The 19,810-nt window shown below is 48.1% G+C and carries 20 protein-coding genes; 10 read left to right on the top strand and 10 right to left on the bottom strand.

Annotation, left to right across the window (positions count from 1 at the left end):
• Nucleotides 1–222: 222 nt before the first annotated feature.
• The 5 genes from GUA98_RS14395 (at nt 223) to GUA98_RS14375 (ending at nt 7,970) form a co-directional block, all read left to right on the top strand.
• Nucleotides 223–2,946 carry a stalk domain-containing protein gene (locus GUA98_RS14395; RefSeq protein WP_193723716.1) on the top strand — a complete coding sequence of 908 codons (2,724 nt, stop codon included), beginning with the start codon at nt 223–225 and terminating at the stop codon, nt 2,944–2,946.
• A gap of 47 nt (nt 2,947–2,993) precedes the next feature.
• Nucleotides 2,994–4,154, top strand: a complete 1,161-nt coding sequence (locus tag GUA98_RS14390; protein WP_095291353.1) for a sensor histidine kinase — start codon at nt 2,994–2,996, stop codon at nt 4,152–4,154.
• Between the two features lie 4 nt (nt 4,155–4,158).
• A complete protein-coding gene (locus GUA98_RS14385; RefSeq protein ID WP_095291355.1) occupies nt 4,159–4,881 on the top strand; it encodes a response regulator transcription factor in 723 nt (240 codons plus the stop codon).
• Nucleotides 4,882–5,224: 343 nt separating this feature from the next.
• On the top strand, nt 5,225–5,593 hold the full coding sequence (locus tag GUA98_RS14380) for a hypothetical protein (RefSeq protein ID WP_227779667.1): 369 nt from the start codon (nt 5,225–5,227) through the stop codon (nt 5,591–5,593).
• 463 nt (nt 5,594–6,056) lie between these two features.
• On the top strand, nt 6,057–7,970 hold the full coding sequence (locus tag GUA98_RS14375) for a helicase-related protein (protein WP_193723517.1): 1,914 nt from the start codon (nt 6,057–6,059) through the stop codon (nt 7,968–7,970).
• Nucleotides 7,971–8,114: 144 nt separating this feature from the next.
• Here the strand turns inward: GUA98_RS14375 and GUA98_RS14370 are convergent, their stop codons facing one another.
• Nucleotides 8,115–8,327 (bottom strand): hypothetical protein, encoded by a 213-nt coding sequence (locus tag GUA98_RS14370; protein WP_193723516.1) that lies wholly within the window; start codon nt 8,325–8,327, stop codon nt 8,115–8,117.
• A 216-nt stretch (nt 8,328–8,543) separates the two neighbouring features.
• Between GUA98_RS14370 and GUA98_RS14365 the strand changes: the two genes are divergently transcribed.
• Nucleotides 8,544–9,035, top strand: coding sequence for a ComF family protein (locus GUA98_RS14365; RefSeq protein ID WP_227779666.1), 492 nt, complete (start codon nt 8,544–8,546; stop codon nt 9,033–9,035).
• A 335-nt stretch (nt 9,036–9,370) separates the two neighbouring features.
• Here GUA98_RS14365 and GUA98_RS14360 read toward each other — a convergent pair whose 3' ends face one another.
• The 9 genes from GUA98_RS14360 to GUA98_RS14320 are packed head-to-tail and all read right to left on the bottom strand — an operon-like array spanning nt 9,371 to nt 16,504.
• Nucleotides 9,371–12,181: an ATP-binding protein gene (locus GUA98_RS14360; protein WP_193723514.1), complete on the bottom strand. Its 2,811-nt coding sequence runs from the start codon at nt 12,179–12,181 to the stop codon at nt 9,371–9,373.
• Nucleotides 12,162–12,605, bottom strand: coding sequence for a hypothetical protein (locus GUA98_RS14355; RefSeq protein WP_193723513.1), 444 nt, complete (start codon nt 12,603–12,605; stop codon nt 12,162–12,164). The genes GUA98_RS14360 and GUA98_RS14355 overlap by 20 nt, the downstream gene beginning before the upstream one ends.
• Before the next feature lie 15 nt (nt 12,606–12,620).
• On the bottom strand, nt 12,621–13,364 hold the full coding sequence (locus tag GUA98_RS14350) for a hypothetical protein (RefSeq protein WP_193723512.1): 744 nt from the start codon (nt 13,362–13,364) through the stop codon (nt 12,621–12,623).
• A 19-nt stretch (nt 13,365–13,383) separates the two neighbouring features.
• Nucleotides 13,384–13,785 (bottom strand): hypothetical protein, encoded by a 402-nt coding sequence (locus tag GUA98_RS14345; protein ID WP_193723511.1) that lies wholly within the window; start codon nt 13,783–13,785, stop codon nt 13,384–13,386.
• Nucleotides 13,778–14,206 (bottom strand): hypothetical protein, encoded by a 429-nt coding sequence (locus GUA98_RS14340; protein WP_193723510.1) that lies wholly within the window; start codon nt 14,204–14,206, stop codon nt 13,778–13,780. Before GUA98_RS14340 ends, GUA98_RS14345 begins: the two co-directional genes overlap by 8 nt.
• A 36-nt stretch (nt 14,207–14,242) precedes the next feature.
• Nucleotides 14,243–14,596 carry a hypothetical protein gene (locus tag GUA98_RS14335; RefSeq protein WP_193723509.1) on the bottom strand — a complete coding sequence of 118 codons (354 nt, stop codon included), beginning with the start codon at nt 14,594–14,596 and terminating at the stop codon, nt 14,243–14,245.
• Complete coding sequence (locus GUA98_RS14330) at nt 14,596–15,597, bottom strand: ATP-binding protein (protein ID WP_193723508.1); 1,002 nt, start codon at nt 15,595–15,597, stop codon at nt 14,596–14,598. The genes GUA98_RS14335 and GUA98_RS14330 overlap by 1 nt, the downstream gene beginning before the upstream one ends.
• 37 nt (nt 15,598–15,634) lie before the next feature.
• Nucleotides 15,635–16,135, bottom strand: a complete 501-nt coding sequence (locus GUA98_RS14325) for a hypothetical protein (protein WP_193723507.1) — start codon at nt 16,133–16,135, stop codon at nt 15,635–15,637.
• Between the two features lie 24 nt (nt 16,136–16,159).
• The gene (locus tag GUA98_RS14320; protein WP_175394672.1) at nt 16,160–16,504 is read right to left on the bottom strand and encodes a hypothetical protein; all 345 of its coding nucleotides are present in this window, start codon (nt 16,502–16,504) and stop codon (nt 16,160–16,162) included.
• A 360-nt stretch (nt 16,505–16,864) separates the two neighbouring features.
• Between GUA98_RS14320 and GUA98_RS14315 the strand changes: the two genes are divergently transcribed.
• The 4 genes from GUA98_RS14315 to flgK all read left to right on the top strand — a co-directional run bounded on the left by GUA98_RS14315 (nt 16,865) and on the right by flgK (nt 19,799).
• Nucleotides 16,865–17,272, top strand: coding sequence for a TIGR03826 family flagellar region protein (locus tag GUA98_RS14315; protein ID WP_193723506.1), 408 nt, complete (start codon nt 16,865–16,867; stop codon nt 17,270–17,272).
• Between the two features lie 154 nt (nt 17,273–17,426).
• A complete protein-coding gene (gene flgM, locus GUA98_RS14310) occupies nt 17,427–17,711 on the top strand; it encodes a flagellar biosynthesis anti-sigma factor FlgM (RefSeq protein ID WP_053779526.1) in 285 nt (94 codons plus the stop codon).
• Nucleotides 17,712–17,722: 11 nt separating this feature from the next.
• Nucleotides 17,723–18,226: a flagellar protein FlgN gene (locus GUA98_RS14305; RefSeq protein ID WP_193723505.1), complete on the top strand. Its 504-nt coding sequence runs from the start codon at nt 17,723–17,725 to the stop codon at nt 18,224–18,226.
• A 19-nt stretch (nt 18,227–18,245) separates the two neighbouring features.
• Nucleotides 18,246–19,799: a flagellar hook-associated protein FlgK gene (gene flgK / locus GUA98_RS14300; RefSeq protein WP_193723504.1), complete on the top strand. Its 1,554-nt coding sequence runs from the start codon at nt 18,246–18,248 to the stop codon at nt 19,797–19,799.
• Nucleotides 19,800–19,810 lie beyond the last annotated feature (11 nt).

Genomic DNA, 19,810 nt, shown 5'->3' with positions numbered 1-19,810 from the left:
TCTATGATTTAACATGTGACTCTAAGTGTGGCAATTCCATGCCATGCTTGGGGTCTTTTTTTGTGCGGAATACCCTCAAAGTTGGCTGCGGGCGTAACTTTTTCCACGAAAAGCAGTCTATTAATAGTAGAGTATACTAGGGATCTGGCTGTTCTCTGCCATCTGGCGGCAGGACACGTGATGTCTAAGATTGATATACAAGATGGGAGAGACGTTTCAAACATGCTGGGGAAACACGGGAAACAGCTGGAAGACGTTAAAGGCAGCAAGGCGAAGAAATGGGCAATTGTGACACTGGCAGGTGTGATCTGGATTGCACCGGTCTTGGGAGCAGGGCAGCAGGTCTGGTCGGGAACGACGTGGCAGTCGGTAGCTGCTGCAGCATCTACAAGTACAAGCAAGTTAAGTGAGGAAATTCTGACTTCCGGCGCGAAGCTCATGAAATACAAATATACAACCACAAGATCTGGCACGAAAGTGAATGTGCTGGCAGACGTAATTCAGGTAGATCTGCAAAACCCTTATGTGAAACTCGATGTGATGACAGGTAAGGGCGGCAACTTAAACAGTAAACAAAGCACAGGCGGCATGGCCAAGGAAAATGGTGCAGTTGCTGCCGTGAACGGTGATTATTTTAACGTATCCGGGGAGCTTGCTCCCATTGGTGGACAGGTCTCTGACGGGGTTCTGATCTCCACACCTTCGGAACTAACGGGCATGTATGCTCTCACCGTGACTAAGGATGGCAAACCAATGATCGATGAATACTCCTTCGACGGTACAGTGAAGGCTGATGACGGTTCAACGTTTGCGCTGCGCGGAATGAACAAGGAGGATTACACGGTAGAGTCAGGCTCGGTCAAATACAGTCATGCCAACTCGATGTATATTTATACATCAGCCTGGACATCAACCAAACGTCCGAACGATCCTTCTACCACCCCGACAGAGGTGCTGGTGCAGAACGGCGTCATTACGCAAATTTCTGACAAAAAAGCATTGAACATGACGGTGCCGGAAGACGGGTACATTTTGCGTGCACACGGAACAGCGGCTGCCTGGATTATGACCCATCTCTCTGTGGGACAGACGCTCAGTGCGGACTACAAACTCGTAGCCAAAACAACCGGACAATCGGTTGATCCGAGTAATCTCGAGATGATGATTGGTGGTCATACCATCCTTGTCAATGGAGGTAAAGCAGCTACGTTCTCCCGTGATATCGCCTCTTCCGGTATTGGAGGTATTCGTGCGAGAACTGCGGTAGGCTATTCTCAGGATGGTCGATATGTCTATATTATTGCGGCAGAGAAAAACAGTAATAGCAGCGGCATGTCGCTGACTGAAATGCAATCCTTCATGACCAGTATCGGCGTATGGAAAGGCATGAACCTGGACGGCGGCGGCTCCACTACCATGGTGACACGTCCGCTTGGGGAAGAAAATGCAAGTCTCACGTTCAACACAGAATATGGCACAGAGCAGCGTCAGGTCGTAAACACGCTAGGTGTATTCTCTACCGCTCCGGAAGGCAAGCTGAAAGGCTTCGCTGTAAGTGGCAGCCAAACGCTGCTGATAGGACAAGAGGGCAAGTATTCAGCCAAAGGATATGACACGTATTACAACCCGATTGCGACCGGAGACATCAAGCTGACCTGGAAATCAAGCAACAATGGTATCGTCAGCGTAAGTAATGGTGTGATCAAGGGGGTTAAACCAGGAACGGCTACGCTCACAGCAACAAGCAACGGGGCATCTTCTACCATTAAAGTAACGGTGCTCGGTGGAAGCGAGCTATCCTCTCTGACTGCGGGTTCTGGCCTTGGCTCGCTGAAAGCGGGAGCGACCATGTCGATCCCTGTAACTGCGAAGACGAAAGATGGGCAAAGTGTAACCGTTCCGGCTGATTCGCTGACATGGGAATTTATCGGATTCAAAGGTAAAGTGACTGGTGATCAATTAACAGTATCTTCTGTAAATTCAGGAGCACAGGTTGGATATGCAATCGGTCGTTATGACGGCTACAGTACGGTCGTTGTTCTTACGGCTGCTGACAGCGAAACCACCTGGGAGAACTTCGAGAATGTAAGTTATCCGATCAACTTTACAACGAACGCCTCTGGCGTAACTGGTTCAGCAGCCGTAACCGAGGGTACAGGTGAAAAGGCTGGCTCCAAAGTGCTTCAGCTGAGCTACGACATGACTGCAGGTACAGGGAAAATGTATGCATATGCCCAATTGAACGGGACAACAGGCAGAGAAGTATCTTCAGCCGCAACGTCCATGTCGATGGATGTAATGGGTGACAAGAGCCTGAACTGGCTCCGAGCAGAGTTTACGGATGCCAATGGAAAAACCGTATATGCCGATCTTGCGAAGGCCATTGACTGGAGCGGTTGGAAAAAAGTGAACGTGGACCTGAGCGGTCTGAATATTTCTTATCCAGCCAAGCTGAAACGTGTCTATGTAGTCAATGTAGAAGAGGGTCAGGATGAGCGCGCCATGACAGGTACCGTTGGATTTGATAACATTGCCTTCACTATGCCATCGAAATCCAGTGAAGTGGGACTGCCTACAGGAACAGCTTCCCTGGTACTTGGGCAGAAGTCGATGACCGTGAACGGAACGAAAAAGGCAATTGATGCAGCACCCGTACTGAAAAACGGTACAACATATGTCCCAATCAAGCATGTACTGGATGCCTTTGGCGGACAGGCAAGCTGGGATAGCAAAAATCAGCGGATCACCGTTATTCGCGGGGGGAAACTGATTGATCTGGTCGTGGGACAGAAAGAATTCATCTTGAATGGAAAAAGACAGAGCGCAACAGTAGCCCCATATGTATCCGGAGGTAGGACTTTAGTCCCTCTTCGACTCGTTTCCGAGCAGCTTGGATTGACTGTAAAATGGGAACAGAAAACGAAGACCGTTACCATCTCATCGTGATATGGTATGATATATACCGGAAACGATAGAAATGGAGTCGAACTAACGTGGATTTACAAGCCGATGCCATAGACCGCGTCATTAAAAACGCCATACAAGTCATGGAAAACAGCAAATATCAAATGTTCGAAATCATGGACTCAACCCGTGAGGAGCTAAAAACTCTAAATGAGGAGTTGAAGTCGGTTCTGAAGGAGACGGCGGAAACGATCGAGAAAGTAGATCAATTGGAGCTCAACTACCGCCGCTCCCGGATCCGTCTGACTGAGGTTAGCCGTGACTTCGTCCGTTATTCCGAGCATGATATCAAGCAGGCGTATGAGAAAGCGACGCAGTTGCAGCTGGACCTGATGATTTATCGTGAGAAGGAAATGTATCTGAAGGCCCGTCGGGATGATCTGCAGAAGCGTGCCAAAAATGTGGAGGCTTCTGTGGAGCGTGCCGAAACGATTGGTTCGCAGATGGGGGTCGTACTGGAGTACTTGTCGGGGGAGCTGGGTCAAGTGACCCGGATCATTGAATCCGCCAAGAATCGACAAATGATTGGTTTGAAAATAATTTTGGCCCAGGAAGAAGAGCGGAAGCGTATTGCTCGTGAGATACATGACGGGCCTGCGCAGATGCTCGCTAATCTAGTACTTAGGACGGAAATTGTAGAAAGAATGCTTATTAAGCAGGATTTTAAGATGGTCCAGGCCGAAATAATAGATTTGAAAGGCCAGGTTCGTTCCAGTCTTGAAGAAATGAGAAAAGTAATATTCAATTTGCGTCCTATGGCACTGGATGACTTGGGATTGATTCCAACGCTTCGGAAATACGTGCAGGATTTTGAAGTAAAAACAAAAATTCGCTCGATTTTTGAAACAAGAGGCAAGGAACACCGCTTGTCTTCTGCAATGGAGGCTGCAATCTACCGTCTCGTGCAGGAGGGTCTGTCCAATGCTGCAAAGCATGCTTATCCCACTCATGTTGTAGTGGAAATTACATACCAGGCTCAGCTCGTTAAAATTGTCGTTCAGGACAATGGGCTTGGCTTCAAACCGGAGCTTCTTGCGAAGAAAAGCAAGGATCACAACCATTTCGGTCTGATTGGGATGAGAGAACGGGTTGAACTGCTGGAAGGCAGAATAGAGATTGAATCCGCAGAAAATCAAGGAACCAAAATCGTGATTCATATCCCGACAAACGTGGATAAGGGAAAGGAGTAGCAGGATGGAAAACCGTGATACTGGTAATACATCAATTAAAGTTCTTTTGGCTGACGATCATCAGCTGTTCCGTGAAGGGCTAAAACGCATTTTGAACATGGAGGACGATATTGAGGTCATCGGCGAATGTGGCGATGGGATTCAGGTGCTTGAATTCTGCAACCAGGAGAAGCCGGATATCGTTCTGATGGATATCAACATGCCTGTGGAGAACGGGGTTGAAGCGACGGAGAAACTGCGTGAGCTGTTCCCGGACGTTAAAGTCATTATTCTATCCATTCATGATGATGAAAGTTATGTATTTGAGACTTTGCGTAAAGGTGCCAACGGATACTTGCTGAAGGATATGGAAGCTGAATCCCTAATCAATGCGATTCGTTCCGTTCATGAGGGGCATGCGTTCATTCACCCTAAAGTAACTGGCAAACTGATCATGCAGCTGCGTCGTATGACGTATCTTAATGAAACAGGTGCGATGAGCGAGGGTGCTTCAAAAGAAGCTGGGGTTAAATTTGTCGCTGGCGATAACAATCCGCTCACTCGTCGTGAAGCAGAAGTGCTTCGTCTGATGGCTGAAGGTAAGAGTAACAAAATGATTGGTGAATTCCTGTTCATCAGTGAAAAAACGGTGAAAAACCATGTCAGCAGCATTCTGCAGAAGATGGAAGTGGACGACCGTACACAAGCCGTTATCAACTCGATCAAGTATGGTTGGGTTACGCTCTAATACAAGTATAAGATGTCCTGTTAATAAAATAAGAATGGTATCATAGATATCTGTTCACTCGCACCCTTCCCGATTGCCCGGATTGGTCTGCGGGTTAATGGACTTTATCACTGCATAGGAACAGAGTGTGGAATCGTGAGGAACAATTGCTCAAGCTTGGTATGAGTATGGATGAATGACCTGGCCTGTCGTTTCCTTGGTGGATGTCAGCCAAAAGAAATATGGCGCTTGCAATGTGCAGGTGTAACCCTTTCGGGAGTACGGCATATACTGTCGTATACAGGGATGTTCGCCATGGGTGAGCATGACCTTCCGAGGAGGTGCAGTTGCCATGGTTGCTCATTTGACTATGATTCTGCTCATATACTTCCTGGCGGCAGTGGCCGTTCATGCCATGCACCAGCGTCATCTTTCTCGTCCGGAACCCGAGGGTTACGAGCAGATTCTGCTCATTCCTTCGAATCAGGAACAGCGGATCGAAGGCGTTGTAAGAGCACTTTGCCGGGAGCTGTTTTACCGTGGAAAGAGCTTCACATTGACAGTTGTTGCTGATCGAATGGAATCGGAAACGGTTCGGATTATTGAAAAGCTGATGCGCAAGCAGGGGATGGAGCCTTCATACCTGGCAACCGTACCACCCGATATGGAACGTCAGAAACCAAATGGAGATCGTGCGTTTCGATTGATTGATCTGCGTGAGCCAGAGCATTAATTTTATTTAAAGCCTGAATCGAATTGGTTTCCATAGATCCACATGAAGATTACAGCATAGCTGTAATCTTTTTTGTTCATTGTAGCCAAGTCTGCTGTTAAATTAAAAATGGGTTTTTATGCAATCTATGGTTATTGTTTGAATGTCCGGCTGCCGAGTTTGAAGTAAGAAGCGATTTGAAACCGTACATCTTAACTTAAAAGTATAGACGGTACCGATTGGGAAAAGTTTCGCATTTTATAAGATTGATTTGGGGTATTCGTTAAATTGGTAAAATGGGCCTAAAACCTGAATTTTAATTTCCCAAAGCTTGTCCTGCACTGGAGCAATTGATATAGTAAAAAGACAATAAGATAAGACATTGGATGAAATCAGGACATGAAGCACATGCTCCGGCAGATAGCCGGGTAAGCGTGTGCTTTTTTTGCGTTTCTAGAAATTATTAAGTTTGGGAGGGGATTGGATGAGAGTTGCGCTTTATGTATGTCAAGTAAGGGATAGGTGGAACATGTTATTGTCCTTGGATCTGCGGGTGGATGTCACTTGGTGGTTGGAAGGAGCGAGTGGTCAGAAGGTGCTGAGCTGGTTGTTGTTGGATGAAGCGATGCCGCTAAGTCAGGCGTCTTGGCTGGTTGAACATTTTGAGCCGGAGCGCGGAATGGATCAGTGGAATGAGGGACATTGGTTGGCATATATGCGCCGTAAAGTGGAGGAGTATGACAAGCTGTCGGGAGAACAAGCAGCCAGAAGAGAAGGTGCAGGTTTGGGGGGAGAAGCGGGGATAGCTGCCGCAGAACATAGGCCTGGGACAAGTGGGATGGCTGCTGCCTCCAGGGGAGCTGGGTTGGGCGGGATTGCTACTGCTTATCCCGCCGATGCGTGGGCTCAGCTGGAGCGGGGAGCGGCTGTGCTGGCTGAGCGGCTTCGCGGCCGCCCATTGCTGGCGGCCGAGGCAGAGGCGCTGCTGGCGGACACCGTCCCGCAGCTGGCCTCCTGGCGCGCGGCTGCGCAGCTCGAGCGCCTTCACGGGCGGCTGAGCATCACAGCCGCCCTGGAACTGCCCACGCGCCGCCGGCCCGCGTGGCTGAGCGCGCATGGCGCGCCCCGCTGCCGCCGGTGCGGCAGCGTTGCCAGGCAGCGCGTGCCCTGCGCTGCCTGCGGCCTGGCGGCGTGCGCCTACTGCGAGGCTTGCCTCGCGCTGGGGCGCAGCCGTGCCTGTGCGCTGCTGCTGCGCAGTGCAGCGCCTGCGGCCGTGCGGGGCACGGCCGCTCTCCCCACCGGCGGCGTACTTGCCCGGTGGGGGCTAAGCGCAGCGCAGAGCGCGGCAGCTTCTGCGGCGCTGGCGTATTTGTCCCGCCCTACCTCCGCAGAGGACGGGCCGGGACGTTTCTTGCTGTGGGCCGTGACCGGGGCCGGCAAGACGGAAATGATCTTCCCCTTGCTCCAGCACACCGTGGAGCGCGGAGGGAGAGCGCTTGTCGCCACGCCGCGGAGAGACGTGGTGCTGGAGCTGGCGCCACGTCTGGCCAAAGCCTTCCCTGACGTTACGCTGGCTACCCTGTACGGAGGCAGCACCGAACGGTGGAAAGACGCACAGCTCACCCTCGCGACCACGCACCAGTTGATGCGTTTTTACCAAGGGTTTGATCTGGTTATTATCGACGAGCTCGACGCATTTCCTTATCACAATGATCCCATGCTCGCTCATGCCGCAGCAGCTTCATGCAAGTCCGATGGGAATTTCATATATTTGTCTGCTACCCCACCAGCCCGGCTACAAAAAGAAGTGGCACAGGGTAAGCTCACCCATGCCAGAGTGCCGGTACGCTTTCACCGCTATCCTTTGCCTGTGCCTCAATTAATCAAGATGCCAACTGTTGCTGAATGCATTAAAAAGCGCAGTCTTCCCGCCACTTTGAAGAGTAGCATCCAAACCTCTCTGCAGCGTGAAGCGCAGGTGTTTGTATTTGTAACGCGCATTGCTCAGATTGAGGCATTTGTTGACCTGATGCGCCGTATATTCCCCCAAATCCATATCGAAGGGACATCATCCCAAGATACGGACCGGGCGAGCAAAGTGATGGCATTCCGCGAACGAGACATCCGTCTGTTGGTAACGACCACCATTCTGGAGCGGGGAGTGACCATTCCACGCAGCGACGTATTTATTTTGGATGCGGATAATGGGCTCTTCGATGAGGCTTCCCTGGTACAGATGGCGGGCAGAGCAGGGCGATCCATGGATGATCCGGCAGGCAGAGTCGTCTTTGCATCCTCCCGGCGCACACGATCTCAGGTCAAGGCGGTGGCACAGATCCGGAAAATGAACACCATTGCACATCGCAAGGGCTACCTGCACGAGCAGAACCAACCATAAATCCATTCCACCCTAGGAGGTTACGGCGCAATGCTCAATCGATTTAACGATATAACCGACTTTGTTCACCAACTGGCCCATCGCATACATAACCTGTTCGCCCCGCCTGGCTCAACCTGCCTGACCTGTGGCACCCGTGCCGTACTATCTCCAACCTACCCAGGGATTTGTACGCGCTGTGTGGAGCAGATTCCTTGGATTCGCTCCATCCGCTGTCAGCGCTGTGGCCGAGCTGTCGGTTGTCCGGACTGTATCCGTCCACATATGCAGAACCGCTCGTTCATCTGCAACCGCAGTGCCGTCCAGTACAATGCCCTTATGAAAGAATGGATCGGTATGTACAAATTCAGAGGCCATGAACGCTACGCGCCGCTGTTAACGTCGCTTCTCATTCAAGCCTTTCAAGCCATGAGTGAAGAACTGAGTTTGGGTGTGACAAAAGAAACCCAAGCTCCCGTGGCTCATCCCGCCACCTCTGCTTTACCTCCGGTGGATGTCAGCATACATCCACCGAGCCCTCGCGCCACAACTTATGCGCGCGTTCAACCATCTAGCCCGCACACATCAACAGTTGTGCGGGACCAACCCCAAGCAGCGACACGCTATACGCAGTCGCTGCTCCAAAGCCCTAAGCCGCGATGGCGGCCTGACGCGGTGACTTACGTCCCCGTCAGCAGCGAACGCCTTGCCGAGCGCGGCTTCAACCAGGCCGAGCGGCTCGCAGCCGGACTCGCCGCAGCCTGCCGCCTACCCGTGGTTGATCTGCTGCAGCGCCGCATCAACACCACCAAGCAGAGCTTCAAGACACGCGGTGAGCGGATCGAGACCATGAAGGAGGCTTTTTCAATAAACCGGGGTACAGTGGATATCTTGAGGGAGATCTATATGGGAAAAGCAGCACCTAATCGTCTGAGAATACACTCTTCTCCACTCCGATTGCTGCTAATCGATGATATTTATACGACAGGGAGCACCCTGGATGCATGCGGGAGAGTGATTTTAAATGCCGGTTTGACTCTCAATATTCCCATAGAGATCTATACACTAACATTGGCAAGATCCTAGGCATTGTAACATGAGCTGAGTATCTTACTGTATAAGATGAACTTAAACATTTACAGAGAACGAAGAGTGTAGAATTAGTCTGGAGAAGCAGGGTGGTCTCGTTTACCTCCCCAATGTTCCTTTTGCAGGAGGGAATCAAAAAATCCGGGAATAACAGTGATCGGAAGATGGTACTGCAATCTTAGCGGTGTAGTGCTAAGATTATGGGTTCAACTTCAATGGATAAATAAAAAGGGGTCCATGATGAATTCGAAAATTTACCATGGGCCCTAAGTTATATGAATTACAGCAGACAAGAAAGATGGAAGCTTGCTGTACAGTAACTGTCTCGGATTTTAGTATATTTGTCTTTCGATCCATCCTTCGGGGCTTAAGTTTTTTACTCCGAAGAATACCTCGAGCAGATCAAGCTGATCGCCAAATTCCGCAATCATCATTGCATAGCACAACTGTTTGCGATGATCAGGCTTCATCAGCTCTGTATGGATATGTCCTGACAAATTGGCTTTCTTCAGCAGTTGATCGACCAGCAGCAGACTTTCATAGTGCACCGGTTTACTTTGTGCGGCAATAAAGCTCATAAGCTCCTGAATGCTGATCGGCAGCAGGAACCGAAAACTCTGATATTTATCGTAAACCGCAGAGAACTTATGCATCGGGTGTTCCATGCTTCTGCTTCGGAACAGCCCTCTGATGTTATGAACCATATAGACCAGCGGATCGGTACTTGCTTCTATTTCTTCGATTAATTGAACAAGCTTTATATACGGAATATGCTCGGTAAACAGCTTGGATCTGAAATACCGTTCCAAAAGCTTGCTCCACCAGTAATTCCGATTGGCAGACTGCAGCAGCAGGCCAAACCGTTCTTCCGCCATCTCGGCCAAACGCTGCTCTACAGCGGACTGCAACTCAGGAAATAACAGACAGGTATTAATCATCCTGTAGCAATCCTCAATAAAAACATCCTGCTGCAGCAGATAATCCTCCGTACTAAACAAGGTGACATTCGGACGCTGCACATCCTTACGGTTGGAGGCCAGCGTGGCCGCATCTACGTCAACCTTCACCTTCATGGCCGTATCCACATCGCCATGGAAGATAATCGCTTCTCCTTGCTTCAGTCGGATCAACTCATCCATTTCATTGTCCTGGAGACCGATGGAATCACCGATAACTTGACGGTCGTCTTTGGCGAACAGGCGGTGGGCAATTTTGAGGTTGGTATTCTTGATAATATCCGGCGAGAGCTTGCTTGGAATCTGGTCGGCAACCAACATGCCTTGACCATAGGTGCGGATCTCTGAGAGCATATTATTAAAGGTTTCCACCGCTTTGCCCTTCATGTCAGCCTGCTCCTGATTGCCAGAGGCTTGTACATTTGCGAGTAACCGGTGCGCCTCCTCGATTACCAGCAGATGCTGCAGATCCTGGCTGTGAAGACCTTCGGACACATAGTATTCATAGATTGAAATGAGCAGCAGCCCCATAAGGAAAACTTTTTCCTGGTCATCTCCGATATGTTCCAGCTCAATGATGGTCGGTGTCTGCAGCAGCTCTTTGATGGATATCCCACTCCGGCAATTCAGTATGTTCCCTTTGGCACCGCTCAACAAACTGCCGATCCGAACCTTCAATGCGCCGCGAAGGTCACTGGACAATTCCGCAGAATAACCTGCTGCTTCGATAGCGGAATCAATAGCTCCATTTAAATCCTCCAGTGTAGGAAACAGCTGATCCCTGTGCAAACCGAGTTCATAAATATTCCGTCCTGAAATGAAATCCCATCCTGTACGGCGGTAAATATCATAAAAAGCTGTCTCCAAGATATACGGCATCGGCCCATACATTGGAAATGCAGCGATAAACACCGACTTCAAATGGTCCAAGTGTGTTTGGATGTGAATATGTTCAGGAAAGGCAAAAGGATTGATCTTTAGGCTGAAGGCCCCCTCAATGCCGAGGATATATCTTTTCAGCATAGGAATTGCCGTATCCAGATATTTGTACTCCGTCTTGGCAGGCTCCAAAACCAAAAAGGGCTTCTTCTGCTTATATACCTGCATCAGTATACTTTTGATCGTACTGGTTTTGCCGCTACCCGTAACTCCTGCCACAAATGCATGTCTCGTCAGGTCAGCCAAAGGGAGTTTTACAGGGACTCTGGTTTCGTGCGTAAGGATCAGACGTCCCAGGCTAATCGCTTTCTTGTCATCAGCGGCGTCCCCGGCGATATCCGCCCCGAAGATCACCTTGCGATTTTGTTGGAAGCCCGGAATTGGCTTCATTGGAAACGCTATCAATGCCGCAAGGTTATTGACATTAACATAGTTCAAAAACTCTACGGGGGAGGCGTCCTGTGTTCTACGCAGTCGGTAGAGCGACTGGGAACCGGAACGTCGGGTAAATGTCTCCATTTTGGAGGCAATTAACGAAGCAATCCCTTGTCCGGCGTAGATTGTAAACTCAGCCGAACTGAAAACCGCTCCCTGGCTATTCAAGGTGTAGAGGTGATTTTCCAGAATGTCCATTTGCTGCTTCACATTAATATTCACCAGTTCATAGGAACGGTTGTCTCCACCCATCAACGTCTTCTTAATTTGATCAAACAGCTTGTTCTGTTCTCCAATCTGTACCGTTGCCTTCTGTGTCATATCATTGATCGTCTGCTCCAATAGGCTAATCTGCCCCGCTATTGAATCATCGTCTGCCGCACCTAGCTTAATCTGAAGCAGGAAGGTCTCACGCGGTAGGGCCCGAATCAGCTCATCCAGCAGGTTCTCCTCGCGTTCCTTTAATACTAACGGAGAAGCAGAACCCCGAAGCGTCATCTTTTCTTTGGCAAAAGAGGTATCCGGTACAAAGACTTCCTGTACCCAATCACAACGTGGGACCCAATGCTGCAGTACCGGTTGCATTGCATCTTCGTCCATTTGCACATAATAATGCAGCTGTTCTTCGTGATAATAAATTACGATCGAACCCGACTGTCCTTCAGTGCCGGCGTAATGCAGGTAATCGAGCATATCGCGGACCGCCGAATATCCTTCGTTCAGTTGGACCTCGATCTCTTCTTTTCCCTGGTATACATAATAGCTCTCTTGAGTGTCCTGTACAGCGAATTGTCTAATGCGATAGTAGGGCATGTGCCTCCAGCTCCCCCATATTCCAGAACAGGATGTATTCGTCTTGACCAAGCTGATCCGCGAGGCTGCAGCAAAGATCGGTGAACTCTTCAGGAAGCTGATCCCCTTGATGCTGCATCAGGTCCAGCAGATCAGCTTTGTTAAACAGACCGTTCGAAAGCTTCGCACGAACTTCTCCCGCAGGCAGCCGGTTGATAACCGAATCCTCAATGCGTTCTACGGATACGCCTTCTTCGGAGAGCGCTGCAATTTGCTGCTGCACTTTCTCGGCCCAGTTGCCCATGCTCTCAAGGATGCCAACTCTTTCTTCAAAGGAAATTTCCCTGCTCACAGACAATGACGCGTATTCTCTAAATTTACTGTATCGTTTTTTGAGCTCTATATCTTTACTTTTAATTACGAGGATGATCATCTGCTCATTCACTGTTTCAGCTCTCCTTTAGCTCATAAATATCGCCAGCTGCACACTCTGGGATGGCAGTCCTGCAATGAGTTTGCCGCCTGCTTCCTCGATCTCCGTAATCACCTTGGCCGCCAGATCCGGGTTTTGAAGCAGCGCTTTTGCTGTATTCTCGTTAATTACAACAAACGAATGGTCCGATATCTGCTTGCCTGCGGCGATCTGCTGCTGGAGTTCTCCGTTTAACAACTCGGACCTGAGATAGGGAAGTCCTCCATTCTTCACTTCGAAGGAGGCGGATTCACCTTTCATGAGGTCATAATTACGGTCGAGTGTAATCTCGCCACCCTGAACATTCATCTCGATCTGCCTCAGGTTAGCATTGGACTCCATTATTTGCAGATCAATTCGGTTCCCGCCAGCTGCATTCTCAAGCTGGACAGGAATCTGGGAGCGCATCTCACCATATTGCGAGAGTTTCGCCTCCATAAGGCTTTCGCCCATCTGCCCCTTAAGCTGAACATTGTTATATGCCTCCTGAACAGCCTCAGGGTTAGCCTCAGACAGCTCACGAAATTCACTTAGCTTCCGATACTTTTCATTGTCCAGCAGGCCGTTTAGCTTCTCCATCGTTTCCTGACTTGGTGCAAGTTCTGCGGAACCGTTCCATTCCGCTGCTTTATAGCTGATTTCCAGTGATTTTTGTATTGTCTCCTGCATGGCAGTTGTTTCAGCAGCCTTCTCCGTCAAGATTCCTGCTGTTGTCAGTATTGCGGGCTCCATCTATTATTTCTGCCTCCTCTTAGTACGCAACGTTTGCGGCCGTCTGCTTGGGGGCGTCGATCTCATAAACGACCCGCTGAACCTCCACCAGCTCGCTTATTGCTTCTTTGGTTAGTACACGGCTCGACAATACTTCATCATGCATTTTTTTGATCCATTCACCCTTGAGGTTTTGAAAATAAAACTCTGTTTTCACAGCTATTCTGCGGCTATCCGGCACATAATCAAAGGTCAGACGGCCCGAAATAAACGTTAATTCTCCGCGTTCCATCTCGGCCAGAATGATTTTGTCGCTTCCTTCGGAATACCGATCTGCCAGTTCATGCAGAAGGATAGGACTCACTCGTTTTATTCTAAAAAGTGCATAGGTCACAGTAACAGCAAGCAGCGCGCCCCCAATGGCAATCACTTTACTAAACATGCATTCCGCCCCCTGCTTCCGGTTCTGTAAGTTCAAATTCAATCTGCTTCAACCGCTTAAGTTCATTCATGCTGTCCAGCAGCATGATATTCAGCGGCATTGCCGCCGACTGGTTTTTCTTGACAACCCATTCTCCGTCAGGCCGCTTGAAATAAGCCTCCACGCCGACCACATAACCAAGCTCATCTTCTGTAATCGCGATATACAGCTTTCCGCCGACAAAGACGAGGCCTTCTCTGCGTACCGCGTTCAGAATCAAGTCATCCGTTGATTTATCATATAATTGCGCAAGTTCATCAATGGTATAATTTTTTTTAGTGTTGTCGTATACTCGTTTCACTACTTCTTCCCGCACATACTTCTCTAACAGTTCAAATCGATCAATAATCCCTTTATGGGACTTCGCCGCAGGCTCCTGCATCTTTCCGCCTCCATCTATTCAACGTTATTTGCTATTCTAGATTACCAGCTTCAGTTCTCTCTCGAGGTCCTGCGAGATATCGACTTCCTGGTTCATTCTCTTCGCTTTTGCCAGAATTTCCGGCGGCACCTCAGATTCCGGAACGGTTTTGGTTATGGTTGTCTCATGCCATTTGCCTTCCTCGTCCAGTTGATAGCTCTTGGCAATTTCCTGAAAGCCTTCAGCTATTTTCTTGGCAAAGACCTTCACGCCAATGACCGCAGCCTTGACTGCCTTCATCACTTTCTTGACCAGCGTATTCAGCCATTTTCTGATATCATCCCAAAATGCGGCGATAACTCCTGCCGTTGCTGCTGCTGCAGCTGCGATTAACAATGCTGTAAATATCATTAATTCTGACCTCCTCGGATAAATTGACTGCCAAGCTGTTGCTTCACATATGCTTCGCTAACCGGTCTGGTTTCAATCGTGACATTGTTGTTGGCCTGGATACTTTTCTTAATAGAGCTTAGCGCTTCGATTAAGTGTTCGTGTCTTACAATAAGTTCCGAAGTGCTCGCACCCTTGAATGCGGCCATCAGAACGGCATTGGAAATGTCACTGCCCGAGATACCATCAAATTGTCGGGCAGCTTCTTCAATCCGAATGTCAGTAGGCATTTGCGGCGGAATCAGCTTCTGAAGCAACCGGGCACGACCCTCGGCATCTGGCAGTTCAAACTCGATATGGGCCAATATGCGCCGCATGAAGGCAGGATCGAAATTGGATATGTAATTGGTTGCGAATAGAATAATACTCTTGTAATCGTTAAGCAGGGTCAGCATTACAGAACGTGTTTGATTCACACTCGTATCTGTAGCATTATTCATATTAGTGACTCTGCGGCTAAGAATGGCATCTGCTTCGTCGAAAAAAAGCACACTGCCAGTTTGTTCGGCCGTCTGAAACGCTTTGGTTAAGTTTTTGGGTGTATCGCCCACGTATTTAGACTCAATGTCCGCATAGTTGATAATCATCAGCGGCATATTCAAATGGTTAGCAATTGCATGTGCCACCATCGTTTTGCCTGTGCCTGGGGGGCCGTACAGGTTGATGCCGATCTTGCTGGCATCTTTGTGTGTTTGCGAAAGACCCCAATCCCCAAAGACCAAATCTCCTTTTTCTTTAATTGCAAGAGCGTTTCGAATCGAATCTAGTGTTTTCTCAGGCAAAATAACATCGTTGAAGTTATATTTGGGAGGAACAGGAATAAAAGAGAAGGGGGTGTTCTCCACTTGTCTGCTTTCTTGATTTTCCCTTGAAACATTAGTTTCAGGCCTTGCTTCCGAACCTGAACTTGCTGAAATCTCCGTATGGACTGCTTGTTGATCTACCCTCTTACCGATGGCCATATGTACAACTCCTTTTATTTTTGCTGAGGCAGACTCATTAATCTACGATAAAATGTGTAGTGATGACTCCCTGCGGATAATCCCTTTGTTCAGTCCAACGGAACAGCATGCTGCCTTCCAATCCGAACTCTATGATTTCCACTTTGCCCTGTTGATGTAATTGCTCCAGTACGTTCACAAGAGCCTGTCTGCCAGGAGCGCCCTCTACCTTGTTGAGCAGATCTTCCATTGATGCGATCTCATTCTCGTGGAAAACCCGGGTCACGCGGATTTCCAAAGGTTCAGGACCCAGATATCGGATTAGCCAAATAGCTAAGACGCAGGCAGCAATGACTAGAAGTGCCCAAGCACCAATGACAGTAAACAAATATATAAAGAAGGCAATAATTGCTACAGGAACTGCTATAATCAGTGCCCATTTCACAATGTAATACAGCGCAACAAACACGAGCTTAACTAGAGAAATGACCAGACTGATCAGAAACACAATGAGTCCGATCCCTAAAACAATGCCTATGATACCCAGTATGATAGCCATTCCGAATTCCTCCTCTCATCATATTTATGTATGGAGCTTCGCTGCCAACTCGTTAGTAATATCCCGTTCCACGCCCATGTGCGCCATTTGCCGTATTTCAGGCGGCACTTCATCCGCTGATACTTCCCGCGTAGTCACCGTTTCGTTCCAGCGGTCATTGTGATCTTTCACATAATGCTTCGATGTCTCTTGGAAGCCACTGCCCAGTTTACGCAAAAACAGCTTGGTCCCATAAATTGATCGTTTAATCCATTCTTGAACTTTTTGGATGGATCGCTTTAACCACGAAATGGTTTCATTCCAGAAGGTTACGATTAACGTACCTCCTACCAATAAAGTGGCTGCGACGATCAAGGAAGTTATAATCATCTGACTCTCTATCTCCTCATCTTGAGCAATATAGGTGATCTATAATGCCTATAAATAGTAATTCTTACCTAGTAATAATAATGACATATGGACCATATTGGTAGTCCTATATTTTAAGTTTAATAGGATTGCGCTCAAGTAGTTAGTTTGCAAATAAAAAAAGGTGATTTAACAGCTAATGAGTTTGGCTTCGAGTTAATTCATTATTTATGTAGTTAAAGAGCGTATTGAATTGCGCATACATGCATACTTTCCTCATGATGTATTCGTAATATGACTATGGACTTGATGTGAGAAAATAAGGTAATGTATAGTTATTATCCATTCGGAATGTGGAAGTTTGAGAGGGGCGTTTAAGCGATGAATCTGGGTAATTGTCCTCGCTGTGGTAGATTATATGCGTTGAACTTTCGGGATGTATGCTCGAATTGTATTAAGGAAATAGAACAAGAATATCAGGTTTGCGTAGACTATCTGCGTGAACAAAAAGGTGCAAATATACAGGAATTATCCGATGCAACAGAGGTATCTATCAAACAGATTACCAAGTTCATCCGGGAGGGACGGATTTCCATCGAAAACGCCCCGAATATGATGTATCCTTGTGAAGTATGCGGAACGCTAATTCGTGAAGGACATATGTGTGACTCCTGCCGGAATCGTTTGACGAAAGATTTGGCTGGGGCAGCTCGTGAAGTAGGTCAGAAGGATAACGGAAATATAGGCGGACGAACCTACAATGCTCTCGACAAACTACGGGATTCATAGGAACGAGGGCTTAAATACAAGTTTTGCTATAACAAATGTTTTGGAACGTACCGATAAACTTATTAAAGATTATCGGTTTTTTTTATTATCCTAATCGTTCGATAACATAAAGATAATGTGAAAAATCCTAAGGGTGGAAGGAAGTGCAATTCGTATGAAAATCAATGAACCGAGTAGAATTGGTGCAATCAATTCATATCAGAGGAACGTTGAATCCAATCAGCAGGCTGATGCCAAAAAGAGCCGCCGTAAGGACGAAGTATCCATTTCTCCGGAGGCGATGAAGATGCTTGAGGAACAAGGTCGTACACAGGATGCAGGACGTATACAACGGATACAGGAACTGAAAGAGCAGGTAAGTTCGGGAACTTACCAAGTGGACAGCAGCAAGCTTGCTGACAAGTTACTACCGTATTTTAAGTCTTTTGATAAGGAATAGGTGATCACGTAATGGCAGCACTGGACAGATTAATTGCAGTTTTGCAGCAAATGGAACAAAGTCACCGCGAGATGCTGGCACTCAGCGAGATCAAGAGACAGGTCATTGTCAAAAACGATGTGGATCAACTCATTGCTGTAATGAATAAGGAATCCAAGTTTATGAAACAGCAGGAGCTACTGGAGAGTGAACGATTGAGTGCAGTTCATGAACTGCTTCAGGAGCGGGGCATTAAGTCGATGCTTAACCTGAATATCACAGAGATCTCCAAGCTGATCTTTGATCCGGCTGATAAACAGCGATTGCTTGAAGTCCAGAAGAAGCTAGCGGGAACATTGCAGGAACTGAAAGAAATTAATCAATTGAATCAAAAACTGATCGAGCAATCATTGATGTTTATTGATCTCTCAATGGACATATTTGCTTCTCGGCCGGAACAGGATGCCACATATCAGCATCCTGCTGATAAGAACGGTAATCCAGGGCGAATCGGGCTTTTTGATACACGTGCCTGATTAATTAGGGGGAAACAAGGTGACATCTACTTTTCATTCAATCGAAACCGCTAAACGCAGCTTGTTCACACAGACGACTGCGCTTAGCACAACAGGACATAACGTGGCGAATGCCAACACGGAAGGGTACTCCCGCCAGAAGGTAAACATGCAGGCATCCATTCCGATGGAGCCGTTTGCATTTCTGCACAGTACAACACCAGGACAACTCGGAACAGGGGTGGAGTTCGACTCCATTACCCGTGTGCGCGAGAAATTCCTGGATGACCAATACCGCAATGAAAACACCAACTTCGGAAGTTGGTCCATTCAGCGAGACACGCTTGAGAAGCTTGAAGCTATTGTGAATGAACCATCCGATACCGGATTTCGGACAGTTATGGATAACTTCTATAAATCCTGGTCCGATCTGAGCAAGAATCCCGAGGATGTAACGGCACGTCGAATCGTAAAAGAGACAACTCTGGCTCTGACAGATGCAATGAATCAGATCAGCCGCCAACTGGGTGCGCTCAGTCAGGATCTGGACAGTAATATTGCTGTGAAAGCGAACGAAGTTCAAGGCTACCTTGGTAATATTGCCAACCTCAACAGTGCCATCGTGAAAATCGAGTCGCTAGGCGACAATGCCAACGATTTGCGTGACCAACGTGACCTGATGGCGGACAAGCTGTCCAAAATTATGAATGTTACCGTTACCGATTCACCACAAGGATACTCCATTCAAATGAACGGACAAGCTCTGGTTACAGGTGGAGCGGTTCAGGCGGTCGTTGACCCGGCATACCTCAATGCGGCTTACACGGCAGGTAATCTTACCAACGGCGAAGTCCACGGCATGATTAAGTCCAGAGATACATTAGTCAGTGACTACCAGAAACAAATGGACGATCTGGCTAACACGCTTGCCAACGGAGATATTGAGATTACGCTTCCAGCGGGTTCTGTATTGCCAGATAATACTGTCCTCAATGGTGTTACATATACTGGTGCGGCGCGGACGTTGACTACAGATCTGAAGGTTACGGTCAAAGGATTGAACGGTCTGCATCAGCTTGGGTACAGCATGGACGGAACCAATTCACCAGGAGTGCCGTTCTTTACAGCAGCTGGTGGTGGGACTGCGATTACAGCTGGAAATATCTCATTGAATGCGGAAATTCTGGCTGATCCGAACAAGATTGCTACTTCTTTGCGTACTACGGATGCGTCTGGCACAGAGACTGTAATCAAAGGGAACAATACACTTGCCATTTTACTTGCTAACCTTAAGGACACACCGATGAAATCAGCAGATGGTTTACGTAACGCAACGATTGGTGCACAGTTTAGTGCAATTGTGGGACAACTCGGGGTCCAGTCACAAGAAGCTGCACGTCAGACGTCTAACTCTGAGTTTCTTGTAGAGCAAGTAGACACGCGTCGCCAGTCGGTGAGTGGTGTGTCATTGGATGAAGAAATGACCAATATGGTTAAATTCCAGCACGCCTATAGCGCATCAGCGCGTTTTATGACCACATATGACCAACTGCTTGATAAATTGATTAACTCTACTGGCGTAGTAGGCAGATAATAGAAAGGGGT

This window comes from Paenibacillus sp. P13VS (assembly GCF_015143645.1).
In the GTDB taxonomy this organism is placed as follows: domain Bacteria; phylum Bacillota; class Bacilli; order Paenibacillales; family Paenibacillaceae; genus Paenibacillus; species Paenibacillus xylanilyticus_A.
The sequence above is the reverse complement of the archived record's forward strand: the minus strand, read 5'-3'. Positions and strand labels throughout refer to the sequence as shown.